Source organism: Pseudarthrobacter sp. NIBRBAC000502772 (assembly GCF_006517235.1).
In the GTDB taxonomy this organism is placed as follows: Bacteria; Actinomycetota; Actinomycetes; order Actinomycetales; family Micrococcaceae; genus Arthrobacter.
The window spans coordinates 3564160-3585043 of the sequence record NZ_CP041188.1; the positions used below are offsets into that span (position 1 = coordinate 3564160).

The window sequence follows — 20884 nt, forward strand, 5'->3', positions numbered from 1 at the left end:
GTATCGTTGACTCTGATGATTAGCAGACGCGACGCGGCAATTGCCCTTGATGTACCGATGGAAATGGCCCAGCGCCATGGCATCCCGAAACGACTGACCGAGGCGGAGCTGGGCGAAATCCTGGACAACCCACCGGCATGGCTGATCCAGTCGCGGGCCAACCGGACCGGCAAGCGTCCGGTCTGGGTGCACCTGGAATGTGCCGTCTGCGGCTACGAGGAAGCGGCCCGGCCCAAAAAATGGTGGCCGGAATTCACATATGTGGTGTGCGAGCACCATGCCCCGGATGAGGTGCCGCCACTGCGGCCGGGCCTCATCAGGAGCGAGTTCGACGGTGTCGGGACCCGTTTCGTGGGCATCGCGGACGTTGCAGTTCCGGACTGATTCGGGCCATTACATTCGGGGCTGAACAGGCGTATTTTACGAAGTGGGACGCAGCCCGTCCCACGTCGTAAGGAGAATGCCATGCCGGACAAGTCACCACACCAGCAGCTGCACAAGAAGCCTGTCAAAACCATCAAGGAAAAACGCGCGGAAAAGAAGGCCAAGAGCCCGGTTGAAGGCCCGCAGGACCCGGTAGCGCACCTGAAGAAGCGCCGGTAGCGGGTTACCCGTTCCCGGCCATCTCTTCGGGCACTGCCACAATGTCCACTTCCTGGCCGTCCCTCAGCACTCGAATCGGCAGCGGCTGGCCGATCGCATCGGCGAACAGCAGCTTCTGCAGGCTCTCGGCGTTGCTGACGGGGCGGCTTCCGGCTGTCAGGATGACGTCACCCGCGCGCAGGCCCCCGCGGTCTGCCGGCGAACCGGCCAGAACCTCCACCACGCGCAGCCCGTCCCGTTGTCCCGTCCTGATCACTGCGCTGGCATTGAGCCGGAAAGGTGTGCTGACCACGCCGAGATAAGCCCGCCTGACACGGCCGTCCTTCAGCAGCGCTGAGATGATGCGCCGCGTGGTGGTGTTGATCGGCACGGCCAGGCCCAGCCCCGCTCCGGCCACTGCGGTGTTAATTCCCACGATGCGGCCGTGCGTATCGGCCAGTGCTCCGCCGGAACTGCCGGCATTGAGTGCTGCGTCGGTCTGGATGACGTCCTCGATCACGCGCCGGTTGCCGCTGGACCACACCGGAATGGCACGGCCCAGGCCGCTGACCACACCCGCTGTAACTGATCCGGCCAAGCCCAGCGGATTTCCCACCGCAATGACCAGCTGGCCCACCCGCAACGTCTCGGCATCGCCGAACTGCGCCGGGGCCACTTTCGGTGCCCTGCCGTGGACCACCGCGAGGTCGGACAAAGGATCCGCCCCCACCAGTTCAATGTCGGTCCGGCTGCCGTCAGCAAAGGCGGCATGGCCTTGATGGGTGCCGGCCACCACATGCGAATTGGTGAGCAGGTAGCCGTCTTCAGTGAAGAGCACCGCCGAGCCTGCACCCATGCGGAACCGGCCGTTACGGCGGTTGCCGGTCATTTCAATGGCCGCAACATGCGGGGTGACCGTCTCAGCCACGCGCATGACTGTCTCCGAATACGAGTCCAGCGGACCGTCGTCGGCCGCTGCAGCATTGGGTTCCCGCGCCTGGTCCATGGCACACCTCCTGGCTTGCGTTGCTGCCCCGGCTTCCAGACCTGCTGCTGCGCCGGAGCTTATTGGGGACAACCACGCGGTGGCGCCCGGTAGTCCCGGAACGGCTACGCCGTGGGTGAACAGGGCACTCAACACGGCGCTTAAATGCCAGAAGACCCGGACGCGGGGTCCGGGCCTTCTGGCAATGTCTTGCGACATTCAAAATGTGGAGATGGGGGGAATTGAACCCCCGTCCGATGTTGTGTTAACAGGGCTTCTCCGGGCGCAGTTTGCGTCGGACTTTCTCGGCCCCAGCCCTCCTGCAAACAGGTGGCTGATCCGGGCCCAGTCATCTAAGAGTCCCGTTTGCCCCGATGACGGAGGCAAGCAGCAGTGGCTATCTAAATGACGCCAGGATCCGGGGCAATAGCAACCTCGGGCTGACGGACTGTCTTACTGCTTAGGCAGCGAGAGCGAAGTCAGTGCGGTTTGATTTGGCACTTATTGGTTTGCAGACAGCGTTTACGAGATAATTCTGCATCCTCGGCCCGCTTCACCTGTCGCGACTAACATCGTCGAAACCGATCATCCCCGTATTTTGTTTTCAAACCGGCTGGGCTGTGCACGCACAAATCCCTGCCGGACTATCTATCATAACGCATGCCCGGCGGAAATCATTCCTACCGGCGGTTGCGTTCCCGGACCTCGCGAAGGGCTTCGCGGTTGTCCTGCTGCTCACGCAGGGTCTGGCGCTTGTCGTACTCCCGCTTACCGCGTGCGACACCGATCTCCACCTTGGCCCGGCCATCGAGGAAGTACAGCTGCAGCGGCACCACCGTGAAGCCGGACTCCCGGATCTTCACGGAGATCTTGTTGAGCTCCTCACGGTGCAGCAACAGCTTCCGACGGCGGCGTGCGGAGTGGTTGGTCCAGCTCCCCTGGTTGTACTCGGGGATATGGATGCCCTCCATCCACAGCTCGTCGTTGTAGAACGTGCAGAAGCCGTCCACCATGGAGGCGTGGCCTTCGCGCAGGGACTTGACCTCGGTCCCCATCAGGGCGATGCCGGCCTCGTAGGTATCCAGCACGTGGTAGTCATGCCGGGCCTTGCGGTTGGTGGCCACAACTTTACGGCCACTTTCTTTGGGCACGGTGGAACTCCTCAGTTCGTGGATCCTGGTTGGCTCCGGCCGTTCCGGCGCGGAGTCATACCAGTGTACGGCAGGCGCGGACAGGCGTTACAGCAGCCGCATCGGGTCAACGGCAGCCCCGTTGAGCCAGGTTTCAAAGTGCGCGTGGCATCCGGTGGAGTTGCCGGTGTTGCCCGAGTAGGCGATGAGCTGCCCCTGGGAAACCTGCTGGCCATTGGAGACCACGACGCTGCTGTTGTGGTAGACGATCGTGGTCAGGGAGTTGCCCTGCACCACACCGTGGGACAGCTTCACCCGCCAGCCGCCGCCATCGGCGGAACTCCAGCCTGAGGAGAACACCTCGCCGGCCGCCGCGGCGTAGACGGGCGTGCCGCAGGCCGCGCCGAAGTCAATGCCGGTGTGGACATATCCGCCCTGCCCGTAGAAATCGATGGTTCCCGGCGGGGTTGACCGCCAGCCGAAGCCGGAGGTGATCGGAACGTCACCGGAGAACGGGTGCCGCAGGCCAAAGGCCGACGGCGATCCGGTCACCGGGGCGTACGGCTGCTCGGCCTGGCCCTGCGCCCGTGCGGCGGCAGCGGCCGCCTCCGCGAGCCGGCGCTGTTCGGCCTCCCAGGCCTCCCGGAGCCTGCGGTCACGTTCGGCGATTTCGTTGGCAACGGAGTTCTGGCTTGCTGCAACCGCCGCCATCTGAGACTGGATACCAGGTTTCGCTGCCTGGAGTTCGGCATCAAGGCGCACGGTGTCGGCGATCAGCTGGTCAACCTGGGCCTTCTTGGCGGCCGCCTCGTCACGGGCAGCCTTCTCCCGCTCCAAAGCGGCATCTGCTTTCGCTTTGAGGTCCCTGATCTCCTCCTCAACGGCTTCGAGCCGGGCCTGCGAATTCACGTTGGTGGCGCTTTGCTGGGACAGCTTGTCCATGGCGGCGTTCTGGCTGCGCATGGCCTGGTCCGCGAGGTCCATGGTGTCGGTCAGGCTACCGCCGTTGTTTGCCCCGAAGAACAGGGTCAGGTTCGACGGGACGCCGCCGGACTTGTAGGCCTGGGTGGCGATCTGGCCGATCAGCTTCTTGGTGTCCGCGATCTTCTGCTTGTCAGCCTCAAGCTGCTGGGTGATTTTGGCTTTGTTCTGCTGAGCAAGGTCAACGCGCGCCGTCAGCGCTTCGACTTCCTTGACCGCACTGGCCACGCGCCCTTGGGCCTCCAGCAGTGCCTGCTGGGCGCCGGGCAGCTGGCCCTGATAGATCACCAGGTCGCCGGCGGCCTTCGCGATGCGTGAGTCCACGAATTCCAGGGACTGCTGAACCCGGGCCGCCTCAGCTTCGAGGGCGGCACGCTTGTCATCGAGCTCATCGGCGTGCGCCACCGGGGCTGACGCACCCATGCTGGCGGCGAGGAGCAGGGCCAGGACGCCGCTGATCAGGCCGGCGCGGCGGCCCGCAGGCCGCCGGCGTTCGGCTCGGTGCCGGGGCGCAGTTCGGTGCAATTCGGTCATCAGGATTCCTTGTTCGGTTTGCACAGCCTAGACCTTCAAATATCTGCGTAAGGTCAAGAGCGACGAAATTCCTGCCAAAGATCCGCCAAGGATCAGCAAGGCGGGCGCAAGAATGAGCGTCTGGCCCGGCGAGATAAACGCCGTATCCGGATACTGCTTGGACAAGTACTCGCCCAGGAAGAAGTGCGCCACCGCCCACAGTGTGCCGGATGCCAGGGCAGCGCCGATGACCGCCGCAATCACGCCTTCAAGGATGAACGGCAGCTGGATGACAAGCTTGGACGCACCCACCAGGCGCATGATCCCGGTCTCGCGGCGGCGGCTGAAGGCCGAGAGCCGGATGGTGGTGGCGATCAGGAGGATGGCACAGACAATCATCACGCCGGCGATGCTGACGGCAACCAGGGAGGCGGCATTCATGGCCGAGAAGAGGCGCTCGAGCAGCTGGCGCTGGTCAATGACCGTTTCGACGCCCGGCTGCGAGGAGAACGTCTCGCTGATGATCTGGTACTTTTCCGGATCCTTCATGTTGATCCGGAAGGACGAAGGGAGCTGGTCCGGCGTGACGGAATCCACGATCGGAGAATTCGAGAACTGGTCCTTGAAGTGCTTGTACGCCTCTTCCTTGGACTCGAACTGGAAATCGTTGACGTATTGGGCCACGGCGGGTGATTCGAGCAGGGTCTGCAGGTTGTCCTGCTGCTCCGGGGTGACCGGCCCGGTGGCGCAACCGGCCGCCGTCGAACCGTCACTGCAGAGGAAGATGGCAACCTGGACTTTGTCGTACCAGTAGCCCTTCATCTGGTTGATCTGGAGCTGCAGCATGCCTGCGGCACCGACGAACGTCAGTGAGACAAAGGTGACCAGGATGACCGAGACCACCATGGAAACGTTGCGGCGCAGTCCGCTGCCGATTTCGCCGAGGACAAAGGCGAGCCTCATCGCTGCTCCTCCCCTGCGCCCGGATTGCGTTCCCCTGATACGGGCGGCTGGGATTCGTCCCGGCCGCTGGCGTCCCTGAGCCGGCGGGACTGGCCCACCACGGGGATCATGGAGGTATACAAAGCTTTGGCCTCGTCGCGGATCACGACGCCGTTCTTGAGTTCCACCACCCGTTTGCGCATCTCGTTGACAATGTCGTCGTCGTGCGTGGCCATCACCACGGTGGTGCCGTTCTGGTTGATCTTGTCCAGCACGCCCATGATGCCCATGGAGGTGGTGGGGTCCAGGTTGCCGGTGGGTTCGTCGGCGAGGAGGATGCCGGGGCGATTGACTACCGCACGGGCGATGGCCACACGCTGCTGCTCGCCGCCGGAAAGCTCATGCGGAAGGCGGTTTTCCTTGCCTTCCAGGCCCACGGTCTTCAGGACTTCGGGGACGGTGTCGCGGATGACGCTGCGGCTCTTGCCAATGACCTGCATCGCGAAGGCTACGTTGGCGAACACGTTCTTCTGCGGAAGGAGCCGGAAGTCCTGGAAGACCACGCCGATGCCGCGGCGGAGCCTGGGCACGCGCCAGCTGGAGATCTTCGCGACGTTTTGCCCGGCGACGTACACGGCGCCCGAGGAGGCCCGGTCTTCCTTCAGTACCAGCCGCAGGAAGGTGGACTTTCCGGATCCGGAAGCGCCGACGAGGAAGGCAAATTCACCACGGTCAATCTCAAGGCTGACATCGTCCAGCGCAGGCCGGGCCGTATGGTCGTAGACCTTGGTGACATTTTCGAATCGGATCATGGCCCTAAGTACCCTGCAGGGCACGGCTGATACAGCCCAGATCTGCAGCCGGCGCACGGGCATTCGTTTGGGGGAAGTAGAGCTCCGGCTCCTCGACTATACGCAGGCTTTTGGCCGGTTTTCGGGGGCTTCGGGGGTGTGTCGCGCGATCAGGCCTACCGGGTAGGCACAGCAGCTACGACTTCTCGGCGTTCCGGTTGTCGGTGCGCCAGCGGATCCCGGCGTCGATGAAGTCGTCAATTTCGCCGTCGAACACGGCGGAGGTGTTGCCTACCTCGTGTTCGGTCCTGAGGTCCTTGACCATCTGGTACGGGTTCAGGACGTAGGAGCGCATCTGATCGCCCCAGGATGCCTTGACATCGCCGGCGAACGCCTTCTTTTCAGCGTCCTCCTGCTCCTTCTTCAGGAGAAGCAGCCGGGACTGCAAAACACGCAGGGCTGCTGCCCGGTTCTGGAGCTGCGACTTTTCGTTCTGCATGGACACCACGGTGCCGGTGGGGATGTGGGTCAGCCGGACGGCGGAGTCGGTGGTGTTAACCGACTGCCCGCCGGGACCGGAGGACCTGAACACGTCCACACGGATCTCGTTGTCCGGTATGTCGATGGAGTCCGTTGATTCGATGAGCGGAATGACCTCGACGGCGGCGAAGGACGTCTGGCGGCGGCCCTGGTTGTCGAACGGGCTGATCCGCACCAGGCGGTGGGTTCCGGCTTCGACGCTGAGCGTGCCGAACGCATACGGTGCCTTGACTTCGAACGTTGCGGACTTCAGTCCCGCCTCCTCGGCGTACGAGGTGTCCATGACTGTGGTGGGGTACCCGTGGCGTTCGGCCCAGCGAAGGTACATACGCATGAGCATTTCGGCGAAGTCTGCGGCGTCCACGCCGCCGGCCCCGGCCCTGATGGACACCACGGCTTCACGTTCGTCGTACTCTCCGGAAAGCAGCGTCACTACTTCGAGTTCCTTCAGGGATTTCCTGATGGACTCCAGTTCGGTTGCAGCTTCGCCCATGGAATCGGCGTCATCCTCGTCCTGGCCAAGCTCCACCAGCACTTCCAGGTCATCGATCCGCGATACCAGCCGGTTCAGCCGCTCCAGCTCGGACTGGCGGTGCGACAGGCGGGAGGTGATCTTCTGCGCCGCGGCGGGGTCATCCCACAGGTCCGGCTCGCCGGCGCGTTCGCTCAGTTCGGCGATGTCTTCCTTCAGAGCCTCAACATCGCTGACTCGCTCGATGGAGGTGTAGGTGGCGCGAAGAGCGCGGATTTCTGCGGAAAAATCAATATTGGCCATGGTTGTTTAAGCCTACGCTATCCGGCCGGAGTGCCGGACTTCTCCTGGCTTCTCCGCTTCCGGTCAGCGCGTGAGCCGGGAACGGGCCGTGGAGGCCGCTTCAATTCTGATGCCAGCAGGCACCAGGAAGTTCACCATCGGCGGGTGGACAACAGCGCTGAGAACCACGACGGCGGTGGACCCGTCAGGGCTGCCGGTCGCCGCTGAAACGGCTAACCCGTCGAACCGGGCCGACGACGGGCTCCGGGCGATAAAGTCGGCCGCAACGCTGCGGACGCGTCCAGGGCCCAGTACGGCTGAGGGGCTCCCGCCCTCTCCCCCGACCTCGCCCAACGTGTAGCTGTCGGCGGCGGCCAGCGAGGCGCCGTCGGCCAGGGACAACAGCCGCTTGTGTTCGAGGTAGACACTGGAGATGCCGATGACCACTGTGACCACCAGGAGGGCCAGCGCGACGTAACCGATGATCATGACGATCATCTGGCCACCCTCACCTGGATCGCCGGCCGTGGCTTCGGGGATCGCTTTGTGCGTCACCTTTGGGTCACCGGAACCTGCCCACCAGTTGCGTGGACGAGGCTTCAACTTCGCTGGCCTTGAGCCTGAAGTCCTCGTTGAATGGCACGAAGGGCAGCGGGACGGTGAGGTTGACCGTCACGGTGATGGCCGTGCCCGCAGCCTGGCAGTCGGCAGGGTCGCAGCGTGTGGATACGCGTGCCTGCCCGGCATCGTGGCCGAAGTCCGCGAGGGCGATGAGGGCTGCCTGTTCGGCGGCAGCCTGGGCAGACTCTGCATCCGGTTGGGCGACGAACACCTTCGCGGCCTGGTCGGCGGCGCCGACCACGGCGAAGGACCCACCCTGGATCTGGCCCACGGTGATGATGAAGTAGACCAATGGGACCATCAGGAGCAGCGCGAGGAAGGTGAATTCGACCACGGCGCTCCCCTCTTCCCTGTACTCGTTGCGGAGCGCCTCGCTGAACCTGTTCTTGAGGCGGGCCCTGATATCCGTTCGGCCCCGGAATCCGTTAGGGCTGGATTGCGGCATGGCCTTGCACCTCCAGCAGGTCCCGGGGGCCGATCAGCCCGATGACGGGCATGGGAGCCTTGATGGTCACTTCGAGGGTCCGCAGGCCCTGGAACATCACTTCGGCAGTGGTGATGTCCTGCGCGAAGTCAGCGTTCAGGGAAGTCTCGATGAGCGTCGCCGCCCGTTCCTGGGCATCTGACGCTCCCCGGTCTGCGAGGGTTCCATACCGCGCCCCTGAGGCTGCCGCGTCGATCAGTGTGTTGCGTACGTGCAGGACCAGGGTCAGCTGGATTATCGCCAGAAAAAACATGGTGAGCAGGCCGCCCACGAGGACGAAGTCCACGACGGCAGAACCGCGTTCTTCCTCGCGCCAGCCCGGCTCAGCGCCGATCCGGGACCGGCACGGTTCCCGGCTGGGCATGCACTGGCTGGCGCCCAGCATGACTTACTTTCCGACCTTGTCCATGGCCTGGTTGAACATCGTTTCGAGGGCCGGGCCGGCGAGAGCCAGCAACGCCGCCACCAAGACTGCTGACATTAAGGTGATCATCACCCAACCGGGTACGTCGCCACGTTCCGGGTGGTCTTGGGCCGGCGCGTCGGGATCTGTCGCGGCGTACCTCAGGCGGCCTGACACAGATTCATTGGTCCGTGCCCACAGGCCGGCCAGCAAAGCGAGGAGCAGCAGGCTGCTCGAGATTCCCAGGTTTTTCATTTCGGTCCCATTCATTGTGTAAATGACGCGGTGTAAGTCATGTGGCGGTTAGGGGATGTGACGGCTTGGCCATGCTCATGGCTAAAGTCCGAGGCTGATGGCCGCGATGCCGGGGAACACCGCGAAAACCACTGTTAGGGGGAGGACACCAAAGACCAAAGGAACCATCATGGCGATTTCTTTCTTGCCGGCCGATTCCATGAGGTCCCGTTTTGCGGTGTCCCGGACGTCCTGGGCCTGAGCCCTCAGCACATCTGCCAAGGGTGTGCCCCGCTCGACCGCGACGATGATTCCGTCGACAAATCTGACGAGCGGCCCCAGATCTGTCCGCGAGGAAAACTCCTGGAGCGCTTCCACCAGCGGTTTCCCCGCTCTGGTCTCAGCAAGAATCTTTGAAAACTCCTTGGCCAGCTCGCCACTGGCACTGCGACAGACGCGGTCCAGTGCACCAGTGGCACTTTCACCGGCACCGACAGCCAGGGCCATGAGCTCGGCAAGACTGGGAAACTCCGCCATCATCCGGGATTCCCGCCTGCTGATCTGGACGCCCAGCCAGAAGTCACGGAAGAGAAAGCCGCCGAGCGCGCTTCCGAGGACGGCCACAACCGCGAGGAACGGACTGAACCGGCCGGCCACCGCGCCCAGCACCACCGCGGCCACGGCGGCGGCGAATCCAGCGGCGGCCCAGAGGAGCTGTTCGGCCCGGAAATCTATGGGTGATTTGTTGATGCCGGCTTGGGCGAGCCTGCGGGTCAGCGCCTTGGACCCGAGGTTCAGCTTCCCCAAGACTGCGAGTCCGTCGTGGAGCAGGGGACGCACGATCCGTTCCAACGGTCCGAATGGCGTGGCGTTCTGTCCGCTGGCCCGCAGCAACCGCGATTCAAGGTTTTGCGATTTCAGCTGCGGATCGATGCGTTCGACGAATGTGAGCGGCCGCATAAAGGGCAACCGGACGAAGAGTAGCCACAGGCCCGTCCCGAGGACGATGCCGCACACAATCGCAGCCGCCGAGATCCCGTTCATCGCAGCACCCGTTCGTCCTGCGGAAGGGCGCCGATGCGGAGCATGATGGAGTAGCAGACCAGCGACACCACGAGCCCGCCAAGGAGGACGCCGGCTCCCATGGGCGTGTTGTAAGCGTTCACGGCTTCAGGCCTGGTGGCCAGGAGGAGCATAACGATCCAGGGAGCGGCAACCGCGAGCCTGGCGGCGTTGACAGTCCAGGACTGCCGGGCCTCGAGCTCGCTGCGTGTCCGCGCATTTTCCCGGAGAAATTCCGCAAGGGTGCCCAACAGTTTCCCCAGGTCCGAACCGCCCACTTCACGGGTCAGCCTGAGTGCCTCGACGATCCGGTCCGCCACCGGGTCCGCCAGTCGGTCCTTGAGTTTATTAAGAGATGCATCGAATTGCCCGCCCGCGCGGTAGTCGGCACCGAAGTCCCGGAAAACATGCCGAAGCTCCTCGGGGCCTTTCTCCCCCAGCTGGATCAGGGCCTCCGGCAGTGAAAGCCCGGCGCGGATGGCCGAGCGCAGGTGGTCCACCACGTCCGGCCAGAGCTGGCGTAGGACAGCGGTTCTCCTGTTCGCCCGCCACCGGACAATGCTGACGGGCAACCACGCGCCGAAGAGTCCGAAGCAGACGGATATAGGCCATGACCGGCTGACGACAAAGAGGATGAGAGCCACAAATATGCCCAGTCCCAGGCACGACGCGACGAGGCCCGTCCCGGTGACCTTTTCGATTCCGGCGGACGCCAGCAGGTCCTCGAGGCGGCTGACCCGCGGGCGGCGCTTCAGCGCTGCCGGCTTTTCCCAGAACGACCACCAGATCAGGAAGAGCCCGGCGCCCGCAAGCACCCCTACCAGAGGCGCCATCAGCGCGGCTCCAGCAGCGCCGCGACGTCGTACCCTGCCCGGGAAAACTTCTCCGCCGCGGGCATGGAGTTGGCCCGCGGCTGCAGCTGGCCGTCCTCCATGGCGAAAACCATGGAGGATTCGATGATGCCGTTTTCCACTCGCCGGCCGAGGGAAAGGATCTCGGTTACTTGGCGGCGGCCGTTGGCGTGCCGGCTGCAGTGGACCACGAGGTCGATGCAGGATGCCACAGTGGGGACAACGAAGGCAGACGAGATATTTTCACCGGCGAGTAGCGGAAGGGTGCAGATCTTGGTCACAGCGTCGTGGGCTGAGTTTGCATGGACGGTGCACATCCCCGGAAGTCCACTGTTTAAGGCGATCAGCATGTCCAGGCTTTCCGCTTCCCGTACCTCTCCCACCACGAGTCTGTCCGGGCGCATCCGGAGGGCTTCCTTTACAAGCCTGCGCAGTGGGATCTCGCCTTCGCCTTCGAGGTTAGGCTGCCTGCATTGGAGTCCGACGACGTCCCTGAGCGGGAACTGAAGTTCGAAGATTTCCTCGACCGTAATGACGCGCTCACGGCTGCCGATGCTCGCGGCCAGGCAGTTGAGCATGGTGGTCTTGCCCGCCTGGGTTGAGCCCGACACGAGGATGTTCAGTCCGCTGGACACCGCTGCACCGAGGAAACGGGCAGACTGAGGTGTCAGGGTTCCAAGCTCGACCAGGTGCTCCAGGCGGCTGGCCTTCACCACGAACTTGCGAATATTCACGGCCCAGTGCCTGCGGGTGACATCTGGAATAACTACGTGGAGTCTCGAACCATCAGGCAAGGCTGCGTCCACGAAGGGCGATGACATGTCCAGGCGGCGGCCGGAACTCTTCAACATGCGTTCCACGAGATCGCGGACCTGCTGGTCCGTGAGGCTGAGTGAGGTCAGTTCCGACTCGCCGTTCCTGGCGACGTAGATTTCGTTGGGCGCGTTGATCCAGACTTCCTCGATGGTCGGATCGTCCAGCAGCGGCTGGAGGACACCGAAGCCGGCCACCGCGTCAAAGACAAACCTGCGTGCGGCCTCCAGCGGACCAATCGGAGGGAGCGGCCCCATCAGGGCCCGTTCGTCGTAGTCGCTGACAGCCGCCTCGACGAGACGACGGACCTCGCCCGCCTGCCGCAGCGGATCAAGACCCCGACGGCGGATCAGCTCGCGGACTTCATCTTCCACGATTCGCACAGCGTCCAAGTTGTTCCCCAATACAACTGCCGCCCCCGGCGGAGGCAGTTCAACTGGGTACAGCCTAGGGACGCTACACCACGCCGCCAAGTCACATGAGGCGGCCTGTGGATAACAGTGACGCATCTTTCACATTGGCAACAGCGGAAACTCTGGTTACTACAGACACTGCGGTGTTAGGGTAGGCGCGTTAAGTCTCGATACAACCAGTTCAGCGTCTCCTGAATTGCAACCCACTAGTGACGCGCTTAAGTTCGCGCCTCATTGTCTCCGGAGCCAAAATGAAGCGGAACCAGCCCAACAATCATCGTCCCCTCCTGCAAGTCTTCGGGACAGCAGTCTTGGCTGCCGCTCTGGTGGCGGGCCCCGGACTAGTGGGCGTCGCTTTCGCTGTTGAACCTAGCCCGACGCCCACGCCGGAATCAAGCGCAACAGCATCGCCCAGCCCGGCTCCGATAGAGACAACGACGGCCCCTTTAACGACAGCGACGGCCACCGCTGCTCCTTCGGCGGCGCCGACGGTTGCTGAGAGTTCAGAGGCAACCGCCGCACCGAACGCTGAGTCCGCCACCGCGAAAGCCGCAATGGCTGAGGCCGCGGGTCCCGGCGGCGCAGAGATGGGACAGCGTTCCGCCCGAGTGACAGCGTCATCCTCGAGCACAAGCTTCAAGAAGCTCAGCACCGAGGCCCTCGGAACCGAAGCCACGTGGATGCCGACGTTTGGCGTCCAAGGACTCGACGTCAGCAGCCACCAGCCCAGCGTGGACTGGCAGCAGCAGTGGAACATGGGTGCGAGGTTCGCCTATGTGAAGGCGAGCGAAGGAAATTACTACACGAGCCCCACCTACGCTTCGCAATACCAGGGCTCGCGGAATGTCGGCATGATCCGCGGGGCATACCACTTCGCTATCCCCAACTGGTCCTCAGGCGCAGACCAGGCCCGTTACTTCGTGCAGAACGGTGGAGGCTGGACCGCCGACGGATACACATTGCCCCCAGTGCTGGACTTTGAGTTCAACCCCTATGAGGGCCGGACAATCAACGGTTTCTATTTCGGCAACACGTGTTACGGCATGTCGCCAGCTCAGTTGGGTTCATGGGTCCGCGACTTCGGCAACACAATGCTGTCGCTGACGGGCCGCCTGCCTGCTATCTATACCAATACTTCGTGGTGGCGTCAGTGCCTGGGCGATCCTGCAGGATTCGGGGATTCCCCATTGTGGGTTGCGGCCTACCCGAGTTCACCGACGAACAACGCCGGTCCTGTGCCTTCAAGTTGGAGTACCTACAGCATCTGGCAGTACAGCAGCACCGGGCCGTTCGCTGGCGACTCAAATGTGTGGAACGGGGACTATAACAGCCTGCGATTGTTCGCTGGGAGCGGTACTCCGCCTGCGGCAACCCAGCAGATCGGTGCTTACCGAACCTCCCATCCTGGATTGGGCAGTTCGACCACTCCCATCGTCTGCGGCCTTGCGAATGGTGGCTGCTATCAGGGCTTCCAGGGCGGAACAGTCATGTGGTCCAACTCCTCCGGAGCGTTCGCAGTGACCGCTGGGCCCATCGCCGCAGCCTGGCAGGCCGCGGGGGCCGAAGGCGGTGCGGCGGGTTATCCAACCAGCGAGGTTACCTGTGGTTTGAAAGACAATGGCTGCTTCCAGAACTTCCAGGGCGGGAGCATTCTTTCGTCCTCGACCTCTGGCGCTGCCTTGATTCAACCCGGCGCGATTCGCGACTACTGGGCCAAGAACGGGTACGAAAACGGCCCTCTCGGTTATCCAACCAACAACACAACGTGCGGCCTTCGCCTCTCCGGCTGCTTCCAGTTGTTCCAGGCAGGTTCGGTCCTCTCAAGCGGTGCCAGCGGGGCCCAACTTGTAAAGTCCGGGCCGATCCTTGACGCTTGGTCCCGCGCCGGATATGAGAACGGGCTCCTCGGCTACCCCACTGCCGACGCCACCTGCGACGCTTCGGGGTGTACGCAGAACTTTCTGGGTGGAGTGGTGGCGTGGACCGCTGCTTCAGGAGCTTGGCCCGTCTTCATGGGCATGGCCGACTCATGGAAGTCAGCCCGTTCACAGTCCGTGGCCATCGGTTTCCCGGTCGGTACCGAGGTCTGCGGCATCCGCGGCGGCGGCTGCTTCCAACTTTTCCAGGGCGGCGTCCTACTCTTCTCACCTGCAACTGGTGCGTTTCCCGTCACAGGGCGGATTCTGGACGCCTGGCAAAAATCAGGCTTTGAGAACGGCTCGCTGGGATACCCGACGTCCTTTCCAGTGTGCAGCCTTCCCGACAGCGGATGTCTGCAAGCATTCGAACATGGCTCGGTGACGTACTCAGCTTCTACACCGATTCAAACGGTGTCCGCCGGTGCAATGCGCGACGGGTGGAACACGTACGGTTCCGTCACAGGTTCCCTTGGCTACCCCACGTCCCCCAAGTACTGCGGTTTGACCAACGACGGCTGCTTCCAGATGTTCGCCAAGGGCGCGCTGATGCATTCACCGTCAAGCGGCGCGCACCCCAGTCTCACGGGACCGATCCGGGATCTTTGGCAGCGGGAGGGCTTCGAAAACGGCCGGCTTGGCTACCCGGCGTCGACCGTCCTGTGCGGGCTGCGGGACAGCGGCTGCTTCCAGAACTACCTCGGCGGTTCAGTCATGTGGTCGCCAGCCACCGGCGCGCAGTCCTTGCACTTTGGTCCTATCCGGGACGCCTGGGTCCGGTCCGGCTTCGAGAATGGCCCGTTGGGCTATCCAGCCAGCGCACAGATCTGCGGACTGCGCAACGGCGGCTGCTTCCAGAACTTTGAAAAGGGAACCGTGATGTGGTCACCGCAGACCGGCGCGCAATTACTGACATCGTCACCGATTCAGGCGCGCTGGGCCCAGTCTGGTTTTGAGTCCGGGTCGTTGGGCTATCCGACCAGCGGATCCGTATGCGGGCTGCGTGACGGAGGCTGCTTCCAGAACTTCGAAAAGGGAACGATCATGTGGTCCACCTTGAGCGGAGCCCATCCACTGATCCCAGGACCAATCCAGCAGGCCTGGGCAGGGCAGGGGTTCGAAAACGGCGCTCTCCGCTATCCCACGACGCCCCAGACATGCAGCACCGACGGGCAAAGCTGCACTCAGTCGTTCCAGGGCGGCAGGATCGAATGGACCGCGCTTGGCGGGGCGAAGATCAAGCCGTAGAACCAAAAACCCGGAAGGCGGGACCCACAAGGGTCCCGCCTTCCTGCGTTTTGAAGCAGGGCCTAGCGGCCGTGTTCGAGGAGGTCGAGAAGATACTGCCCATAGCCGCTCTTGACCAAAGGCTCTGCGCGCTGGCGGAGGTCGTCATCGTCGAGGAATCCCAAGCGCCAAGCAATTTCTTCGGGAGCACCGATCTTCAAGCCCTGCCGGTTCTCCGTCGTCCGGACGAAATTCGATGCATCGTTGAGGTCGTTGAAAGTACCGGTATCCAGCCAGGCGGTCCCGCGGGGAAGAATTTCAACCTGCAGCTTGCCGCGCTCAAGATACGTGCGGTTGACGTCGGTGATCTCAAGCTCACCTCGAGGAGACGGCTTCAGGTTCTCTGCGATCTCCACGACGTCGTTGTCGTAGAAGTACAGGCCCGGCACTGCATAGTGGCTCTTCGGCTGCGCCGGCTTTTCTTCAAGGGAGATCGCTTTACCGTTGGAATCGAACTCCACGACACCGTACGCCTTCGGATCAGCGACCCAGTAACCGAACACCGCGCCGCCGTCGATGTTTTCAAAGCGCCTCAACTGCGTGCCCATGCCGTGCCCGTAGAAAATGTTGTCGCCCAGCACCAGCGCCACACTGTCGTCACCGATGTGCTCCTTACCAAGGACAAATGCCTGGGCGAGGCCGTCCGGAGATGGCTGCTGCTTGTAGCTGATCGATACGCCAAAGCGGGAACCGTCGCCCAGCAGACGTTCGAACTGTTCGGCGTCGTGCGGAGTAGTAATGATGAGAATGTCCCGGATGCCGGCCAGTAGCAGCGTCGACAGCGGATAGTAGATCATGGGCTTGTCGTAGACAGGAACGAGTTGCTTGCTGACGCCCAGAGTGATGGGGTGTAGCCGAGAGCCGGTACCGCCGGCAAGTATTATTCCGCGCATGCCCCCCATCTTTCCCTTCGCTAAGAGCCGCGGCAAATCCGGTAGTCTTGGGGACTATGCAGCGACTTCTTGTTACCGGTGGTGCCGGGTTCATTGGTTCGAATTTTGTCCACTACGTTCTTGAAAACACTGACGATCACGTCACTGTGTTGGACAAGCTCACCTATGCTGGCAACATTGAGTCCCTGAGGGGTCTCCCGGAGAGCCGTTTGACGTTTGTTGAAGGTGATATCTGCGACGCCCGGCTGGTGGACGAACTCGTGGCGGACTGCGATGTGGTTGTCCACTACGCTGCCGAGTCGCACAACGACAATTCCCTGCACGACCCCCGGCCGTTCCTGGACACAAACATCATCGGGACCTACACGCTGATCGAGGCCGCCCGGAAGCACAACAAGCGGTTCCACCACATCTCCACCGACGAGGTCTACGGCGACCTGGAACTCGATGACCCGGAGCGGTTTACCGAGGACACCCCGTACAACCCCTCCAGCCCGTACTCCTCCACCAAAGCCGGTTCAGACCTGCTGGTTCGTGCCTGGGTGCGTTCCTTCGGGCTGCAGGCCACGATCAGCAACTGCTCGAACAACTACGGCCCGTACCAGCACGTGGAGAAGTTCATCCCGCGCCAGATCACCAACGTGATCGACGGGATCCGCCCCAAGCTCTACGGCAAGGGCGAGAACGTCCGCGACTGGATCCACGCCAATGACCACTCCTCGGCCGTGCTGGCGATCATCGAAAAGGGCAAGATCGGCGAGACCTACCTCATCGGTGCCGACGGCGAGAAGAACAATAAGGAGGTCGTCGAGCTGATCCTCAAGCACATGGGCCAGTCCCCGGACGCCTACGACCACGTCGTGGACCGCCCCGGCCACGACCTGCGATACGCCATCGACTCCGCCAAGCTCCGCGACGAGCTGGGCTGGGAACCGAGGTTCTCCAACTTCGACGCCGGCATCGAAGACACGATTGCCTGGTACCGGGACAATGAAGACTGGTGGCGGCCGCAGAAGGCCCAGACCGAAGCCAAGTACAAGGAACAGGGCCAGTAGTCGATGTCGATCGAGTTCTCCAAAAAACTAAACGCCCACAACACCCCGATTCCCGGCGTCGTCCTCTACGACCTTCCAGTGCACGGTGACAACCGTGGCTGGTTCAAGGAAAACTGGCAGCGGGAAAAGATGCTGGCGTTGGGGCTGCCGGACTTCCGCCCGGTGCAGAACAACATTTCGTTCAACGAGAAGGCCGGCACCACCCGGGGCATCCACGCCGAGCCGTGGGACAAGTTCATCTCGGTTGCCACAGGCAAGATTTTCGGCGCCTGGGTGGACCTGCGCGAAGGGCCATCGTTCGGCGCTGTCTTCACCACAGAACTCGATCCGAGCCAGGCGATCTTCATTCCCCGCGGCGTTGGCAACGCCTTCCAGACGTTGGAAGACAACACCGCGTACACCTACCTCGTCAATGACCACTGGTCGGCGGACGCGCAGGGACAGTACACCTTCCTGAACCTGGCCGACGAAACCGCTGCCATCGAGTGGCCGGTGCCGCTGGATCAGGCGGAGCTTTCGGACAAGGACAAGGCGCACCCCCGCCTGCACGACGTCACGCCCATGCCGCCCAAGAAGATTCTTGTGTTGGGTGCTAACGGCCAGCTCGGCAAGGCCCTCCGGGACCTGTACGACGGCGATACATCAGTCGAGTTCGTCAGTCGCGCAGAAATCGACCTGACGGCTGAAGACTCCCTCGCCACGGTCAACTGGAAGAACTATTCGACGGTCATCAATGCCGCCGCGTTCACTGCAGTCGACAACGCTGAAACCCCTGAGGGCCGTGCGGCCGCCTGGAGTGTCAACGTGACAGCGGTGGCGCGACTGGCCCGAATCGCCGTAGAACACGACCTTGCACTCGTCCAGGTGTCGTCCGATTACGTCTTCGACGGGACGGTGAAGACTCATGGCGAGGACGAGCCGCTCACGCCGCTGGGAGTCTACGGCCAGACCAAGGCCGCCGGAGACGCTGTTGTCAGTGTTGTACCGAAGCACTACATTGTGCGGACGAGTTGGGTCATCGGGGATGGCAGCAACTTCGTCCGCACGATGTCTTCGTTGGCTGCCCGCGGGATCAACCCTTCCGTTGTCGACGATCAGTTCGGCCGGCTGAGCTTCACAACCGACATCGCCGCCGGCATCCGGCATCTGTTGGAATCCGGGGCGGCGTACGGCACCTATAACCTCACCAATGACGGTCCCGAGCAGTCTTGGGCTGACATTGCAGCAGATGTGTACGAACTCTCCGGAGCGTCGCGGGAATCAGTGACCGGGGTGTCCACTGACGTGTATTTTGAGGGCAAGTCGGCTTCGCCGCGTCCCCGTCACAGCAGTCTGGCACTGGACAAAATCAAAGCGAGCGGTTTCGCACCCGACATGTCCCGCGCGCGCTTGGCCGCGTATCTGAAGGACGGGGTCTGACAATGGTTGCGCAAATACGCAGACATGACACTTTGGTGATCATGCCCGCCTGGAACGAATCCGAAGCCATTGGTAACACCGTCCAGGAGGTTTTCACCTTCGGGCCGCCCTGCGACATCCTCGTCGTTGATGATGGCTCCCGGGACAGCACGGCAACGGTGGCCCGCGAAGCTGGGGCCACCGTCATTCAACTTCCTTTCAACATGGGAGTGGGCGGCGCAATGCGGACAGGGTTCAAGTACGCCAAAAAGCATGGCTACGAGCGGGTTATCCAGGTTGATGCTGACGGTCAACACGATCCCCGAGACATACAAGCGGTCCTAGATGGTTTGGCCCACGCTGATATCGCAATCGGTGCCCGTTTCGCTGACAAAGGTGAGTACGTTGTCAAGGGTCCCCGAAAGTGGGCCATGAACGTGCTGGCATGGACTATTTCTCGAATTGCCGGAACTCGTTTGACAGATGTCACGTCGGGGTTTCGTGCCGGGAACACTAAGGCGATCCGTCAATACGTTGACCACTACCCGGCCGAATACCTCGGCGACACCATTGACTCCCTCGTGGTCGCGATCCGCTCGGGATGCACTGTCCATCAAGTTGGCGTTTCCATGCGTGAAAGGCAGGGGGGTGCCCCGAGCCACGATCCACTGAAGGCTGCGATCTACCTCGGTCGCTCCGGGCTGGCGTTGATCTTCGCCTTAACACGCAAAAAATCCGAACCATCATCCAACTAGGAACCTGTTATGTCGCTACTCATGGGATCCATCGTCGTCGTGGCGATCCTCTTTTTCGTTTTTGAGATGCTTCGGCGGCAAAAACTGCGTGAAAAATACGCAGTTCTGTGGATCATCATCGGACTCGGGACTCTCTTGCTGTCCGCCTTCCCAGGGCTGCTGGAGCTTGCCAGCAGGCTAGTGGGGATCCAGGTTCCCGCGAATCTTCTCTTCATCATGACGCTGGTTCTTTTGGTCGGCGTTTGTCTCCACCTCTCCCAGGAGCAGTCCCAGGCCGAGGACGAGGTCCGCATACTCGCCGAGGAGGTCGCAATCTTAAGACAGGACATGACGGAACTCCGGCGGCAACTGGACGCTTCAGCTTCCTCCGAGGGCACCAACGGAGCGGCCACTAAGTGAAGTTCCAAAACGTGCACTAAAGAATGAGGCGGCCATACCCAATCGGGATGGCCGCCTCGTTCATTATTCCATGGTCAGCTCACGATGTGCTTAGCGAGTCGCGGCAGGGAATCAAACCTTCCACGGGCAATGGCCTTCAGCACGAGAGAGCCAGCGTTCAGCCGTGACGTTGTGTGGAACGCGGCCGCCAGGGAGGCCTTGTTCCAGCCCAAGTCCTTGAAGCGCTTGGCTTGCAGTTCAAAGAAATTGCGCTCCTCGTCAAAACGTCGACCGTCCATAGCACGGACGGACGAATCTGAGGCCGAGTGGCGACGGTAAAGGAACGACAGGGTCGGATCAATGATCATTGATCCGCCTTCTGCGGCGATGTCCAGCAGCAGAGCCAAATCCTGTACAACATCCAAGCCTTCAGTGAAACCAATGCGGGTCATTGTTTCCGAACGCCAAGCAAGCGACGGGAAGTATGCCCAGTCGGCACGGACAAGGCTCGTGGCCATGGCCTCCCCCTTGAGCTCCATACGTTCGCTTGTCTTCGGAGCGTACAGCTTCTTGACTGCGTCCACGAGAGGATTGCAGGCGATGCCCTTCTCGTCAATGACCTGGACCCCGGGCTGTACGACATCGGCATTCGGATAAGCCGAGAATGCACCCACCACAATATCGAGATAGTTCGGCAGCATGATATCGTCGGCGCCCATGATCACGACATAATCGGCCTCGACCATGGTCAGCGCCTTACGGTAGTTGCCATTCGCGCCAAGGTTCTGCTCATTCTTCAAGTACGTCACGCGCGAGTCAGTGATGGTCGCGAACCACCGCTCGGGTTCCGGATCCGGATACCCGTCATCAATGACGACGAGGCGCCAGTCCTGGTTCTCCTGATTCATCACGCTGCGCGCGGCGAGTTTCATCTGATCGACATCGCCGTAGTATGGCAACATTACGTCAACGGTCATGGACCTGAGGTTCCTTCCGTAGTTTCCGCCCGAAGCACTCGGCGGCTGAGTCCCCTCGATTATAGTTGACCGCCCCGCGTCCAGTTCGATTCGTCTGCCTTGCTAGACTGCTGAAGGACCGGCCCC

22 protein-coding genes and 1 other RNA gene are annotated in these 20884 nt (G+C 62.3%); 7 read left to right on the forward strand and 16 right to left on the reverse strand.

What is annotated here, in order from left to right:
- The first annotated feature begins 15 nt into the window (after positions 1–15).
- Both NIBR502772_RS16495 and NIBR502772_RS22470 read left to right on the forward strand, forming a co-directional pair.
- Positions 16–384 (forward strand): hypothetical protein, encoded by a 369-nt coding sequence (locus NIBR502772_RS16495; RefSeq protein WP_056343264.1) that lies wholly within the window; start codon positions 16–18, stop codon positions 382–384.
- A gap of 81 nt (positions 385–465) precedes the next feature.
- A complete protein-coding gene (locus tag NIBR502772_RS22470; RefSeq protein ID WP_167349845.1) occupies positions 466–603 on the forward strand; it encodes a hypothetical protein in 138 nt (45 codons plus the stop codon).
- Positions 604–607: 4 nt separating this feature from the next.
- On the opposite strand, the gene NIBR502772_RS16500 is transcribed toward NIBR502772_RS22470, so the two are convergent.
- The 14 genes from NIBR502772_RS16500 to NIBR502772_RS16565 form a co-directional block, all read right to left on the reverse strand.
- Positions 608–1588, reverse strand: a complete 981-nt coding sequence (locus tag NIBR502772_RS16500; protein ID WP_141141005.1) for a S1C family serine protease — start codon at positions 1586–1588, stop codon at positions 608–610.
- A gap of 203 nt (positions 1589–1791) precedes the next feature.
- Positions 1792–2160, reverse strand: a transfer-messenger RNA (tmRNA) gene (gene ssrA / locus NIBR502772_RS16505).
- A gap of 87 nt (positions 2161–2247) precedes the next feature.
- Positions 2248–2718 (reverse strand): SsrA-binding protein SmpB, encoded by a 471-nt coding sequence (gene smpB / locus NIBR502772_RS16510; RefSeq protein ID WP_056343258.1) that lies wholly within the window; start codon positions 2716–2718, stop codon positions 2248–2250.
- An 87-nt stretch (positions 2719–2805) separates the two neighbouring features.
- Positions 2806–4212: a M23 family metallopeptidase gene (locus NIBR502772_RS16515; protein WP_141141006.1), complete on the reverse strand. Its 1407-nt coding sequence runs from the start codon at positions 4210–4212 to the stop codon at positions 2806–2808.
- A 27-nt stretch (positions 4213–4239) separates the two neighbouring features.
- Complete coding sequence (gene ftsX, locus NIBR502772_RS16520) at positions 4240–5154, reverse strand: permease-like cell division protein FtsX (protein ID WP_104061128.1); 915 nt, start codon at positions 5152–5154, stop codon at positions 4240–4242.
- Positions 5151–5945, reverse strand: coding sequence for a cell division ATP-binding protein FtsE (gene ftsE / locus NIBR502772_RS16525; protein WP_141141007.1), 795 nt, complete (start codon positions 5943–5945; stop codon positions 5151–5153). Before ftsE ends, ftsX begins: the two co-directional genes overlap by 4 nt.
- A gap of 175 nt (positions 5946–6120) precedes the next feature.
- The gene (gene prfB, locus NIBR502772_RS16530) at positions 6121–7239 is read right to left on the reverse strand and encodes a peptide chain release factor 2 (RefSeq protein WP_058931963.1); all 1119 of its coding nucleotides are present in this window, start codon (positions 7237–7239) and stop codon (positions 6121–6123) included.
- 63 nt (positions 7240–7302) lie between these two features.
- Entirely contained in the window at positions 7303–7716 is a 414-nt protein-coding gene (locus NIBR502772_RS16535; protein WP_141142113.1) for a pilus assembly protein TadG-related protein, read from the reverse strand.
- A 64-nt stretch (positions 7717–7780) separates the two neighbouring features.
- A complete protein-coding gene (locus NIBR502772_RS16540) occupies positions 7781–8284 on the reverse strand; it encodes a hypothetical protein (protein WP_246848558.1) in 504 nt (167 codons plus the stop codon).
- Positions 8265–8687: a TadE/TadG family type IV pilus assembly protein gene (locus tag NIBR502772_RS16545; RefSeq protein ID WP_141142114.1), complete on the reverse strand. Its 423-nt coding sequence runs from the start codon at positions 8685–8687 to the stop codon at positions 8265–8267. Before NIBR502772_RS16545 ends, NIBR502772_RS16540 begins: the two co-directional genes overlap by 20 nt.
- 24 nt (positions 8688–8711) lie before the next feature.
- Positions 8712–8981 carry a hypothetical protein gene (locus NIBR502772_RS16550; RefSeq protein ID WP_141141008.1) on the reverse strand — a complete coding sequence of 90 codons (270 nt, stop codon included), beginning with the start codon at positions 8979–8981 and terminating at the stop codon, positions 8712–8714.
- Positions 8982–9062: 81 nt separating this feature from the next.
- The gene (locus NIBR502772_RS16555) at positions 9063–10004 is read right to left on the reverse strand and encodes a type II secretion system F family protein (RefSeq protein ID WP_141141009.1); all 942 of its coding nucleotides are present in this window, start codon (positions 10002–10004) and stop codon (positions 9063–9065) included.
- On the reverse strand, positions 10001–10855 hold the full coding sequence (locus tag NIBR502772_RS16560) for a type II secretion system F family protein (protein ID WP_056343669.1): 855 nt from the start codon (positions 10853–10855) through the stop codon (positions 10001–10003). Before NIBR502772_RS16560 ends, NIBR502772_RS16555 begins: the two co-directional genes overlap by 4 nt.
- Positions 10855–12078: a CpaF family protein gene (locus NIBR502772_RS16565; protein ID WP_056343673.1), complete on the reverse strand. Its 1224-nt coding sequence runs from the start codon at positions 12076–12078 to the stop codon at positions 10855–10857. The genes NIBR502772_RS16560 and NIBR502772_RS16565 overlap by 1 nt, the downstream gene beginning before the upstream one ends.
- A 752-nt stretch (positions 12079–12830) precedes the next feature.
- On the opposite strand from NIBR502772_RS16565, the gene NIBR502772_RS16570 reads away from it, so the two are divergent.
- Positions 12831–15263: a GH25 family lysozyme gene (locus NIBR502772_RS16570; RefSeq protein WP_371706689.1), complete on the forward strand. Its 2433-nt coding sequence runs from the start codon at positions 12831–12833 to the stop codon at positions 15261–15263.
- Between the two features lie 62 nt (positions 15264–15325).
- On the opposite strand, the gene rfbA is transcribed toward NIBR502772_RS16570, so the two are convergent.
- Positions 15326–16195, reverse strand: a complete 870-nt coding sequence (rfbA, locus tag NIBR502772_RS16575; protein ID WP_141142116.1) for a glucose-1-phosphate thymidylyltransferase RfbA — start codon at positions 16193–16195, stop codon at positions 15326–15328.
- A 56-nt stretch (positions 16196–16251) separates the two neighbouring features.
- Between rfbA and rfbB the strand changes: the two genes are divergently transcribed.
- Genes rfbB through NIBR502772_RS16595 form a run of 4 tightly spaced genes read left to right on the forward strand, consistent with a single transcriptional unit; the run spans position 16252 to position 19802 of the window.
- The gene (rfbB, locus tag NIBR502772_RS16580; RefSeq protein WP_141141011.1) at positions 16252–17250 is read left to right on the forward strand and encodes a dTDP-glucose 4,6-dehydratase; all 999 of its coding nucleotides are present in this window, start codon (positions 16252–16254) and stop codon (positions 17248–17250) included.
- A 3-nt stretch (positions 17251–17253) separates the two neighbouring features.
- Positions 17254–18669, forward strand: coding sequence for a bifunctional dTDP-4-dehydrorhamnose 3,5-epimerase family protein/NAD(P)-dependent oxidoreductase (locus NIBR502772_RS16585; RefSeq protein ID WP_141141012.1), 1416 nt, complete (start codon positions 17254–17256; stop codon positions 18667–18669).
- Positions 18670–18671: 2 nt separating this feature from the next.
- A complete protein-coding gene (locus NIBR502772_RS16590) occupies positions 18672–19403 on the forward strand; it encodes a glycosyltransferase family 2 protein (RefSeq protein ID WP_246848559.1) in 732 nt (243 codons plus the stop codon).
- 9 nt (positions 19404–19412) lie between these two features.
- On the forward strand, positions 19413–19802 hold the full coding sequence (locus NIBR502772_RS16595; protein ID WP_141141013.1) for a DUF2304 domain-containing protein: 390 nt from the start codon (positions 19413–19415) through the stop codon (positions 19800–19802).
- A 74-nt stretch (positions 19803–19876) separates the two neighbouring features.
- On the opposite strand, the gene NIBR502772_RS16600 is transcribed toward NIBR502772_RS16595, so the two are convergent.
- Positions 19877–20758, reverse strand: coding sequence for a glycosyltransferase (locus NIBR502772_RS16600; RefSeq protein ID WP_141141014.1), 882 nt, complete (start codon positions 20756–20758; stop codon positions 19877–19879).
- Between the last annotated feature and the right edge of the window lie 126 nt (positions 20759–20884).

Coding starts and splice junctions, on each gene's coding strand:
- NIBR502772_RS16495 (WP_056343264.1), top strand. CDS start 16: ATGATTAGCAGACGCGACGCGGCAATTGCCCTTGATGTACCGATGGAA.
- NIBR502772_RS22470 (WP_167349845.1), top strand. CDS start 466: ATGCCGGACAAGTCACCACACCAGCAGCTGCACAAGAAGCCTGTCAAA.
- NIBR502772_RS16500 (WP_141141005.1), bottom strand. CDS start 1,588: ATGGACCAGGCGCGGGAACCCAATGCTGCAGCGGCCGACGACGGTCCG.
- NIBR502772_RS16515 (WP_141141006.1), bottom strand. CDS start 4,212: ATGACCGAATTGCACCGAACTGCGCCCCGGCACCGAGCCGAACGCCGG.
- ftsX (WP_104061128.1), bottom strand. CDS start 5,154: ATGAGGCTCGCCTTTGTCCTCGGCGAAATCGGCAGCGGACTGCGCCGC.
- ftsE (WP_141141007.1), bottom strand. CDS start 5,945: ATGATCCGATTCGAAAATGTCACCAAGGTCTACGACCATACGGCCCGG.
- prfB (WP_058931963.1), bottom strand. CDS start 7,239: ATGGCCAATATTGATTTTTCCGCAGAAATCCGCGCTCTTCGCGCCACC.
- NIBR502772_RS16535 (WP_141142113.1), bottom strand. CDS start 7,716: ATGATCGTCATGATCATCGGTTACGTCGCGCTGGCCCTCCTGGTGGTC.
- NIBR502772_RS16540 (WP_246848558.1), bottom strand. CDS start 8,284: ATGCCGCAATCCAGCCCTAACGGATTCCGGGGCCGAACGGATATCAGG.
- NIBR502772_RS16545 (WP_141142114.1), bottom strand. CDS start 8,687: ATGCCCAGCCGGGAACCGTGCCGGTCCCGGATCGGCGCTGAGCCGGGC.
- NIBR502772_RS16550 (WP_141141008.1), bottom strand. CDS start 8,981: ATGAAAAACCTGGGAATCTCGAGCAGCCTGCTGCTCCTCGCTTTGCTG.
- NIBR502772_RS16555 (WP_141141009.1), bottom strand. CDS start 10,004: ATGAACGGGATCTCGGCGGCTGCGATTGTGTGCGGCATCGTCCTCGGG.
- NIBR502772_RS16560 (WP_056343669.1), bottom strand. CDS start 10,855: ATGGCGCCTCTGGTAGGGGTGCTTGCGGGCGCCGGGCTCTTCCTGATC.
- rfbA (WP_141142116.1), bottom strand. CDS start 16,195: ATGCGCGGAATAATACTTGCCGGCGGTACCGGCTCTCGGCTACACCCC.
- rfbB (WP_141141011.1), top strand. CDS start 16,252: ATGCAGCGACTTCTTGTTACCGGTGGTGCCGGGTTCATTGGTTCGAAT.
- NIBR502772_RS16585 (WP_141141012.1), top strand. CDS start 17,254: ATGTCGATCGAGTTCTCCAAAAAACTAAACGCCCACAACACCCCGATT.
- NIBR502772_RS16590 (WP_246848559.1), top strand. CDS start 18,672: ATGGTTGCGCAAATACGCAGACATGACACTTTGGTGATCATGCCCGCC.
- NIBR502772_RS16595 (WP_141141013.1), top strand. CDS start 19,413: ATGTCGCTACTCATGGGATCCATCGTCGTCGTGGCGATCCTCTTTTTC.
- NIBR502772_RS16600 (WP_141141014.1), bottom strand. CDS start 20,758: ATGACCGTTGACGTAATGTTGCCATACTACGGCGATGTCGATCAGATG.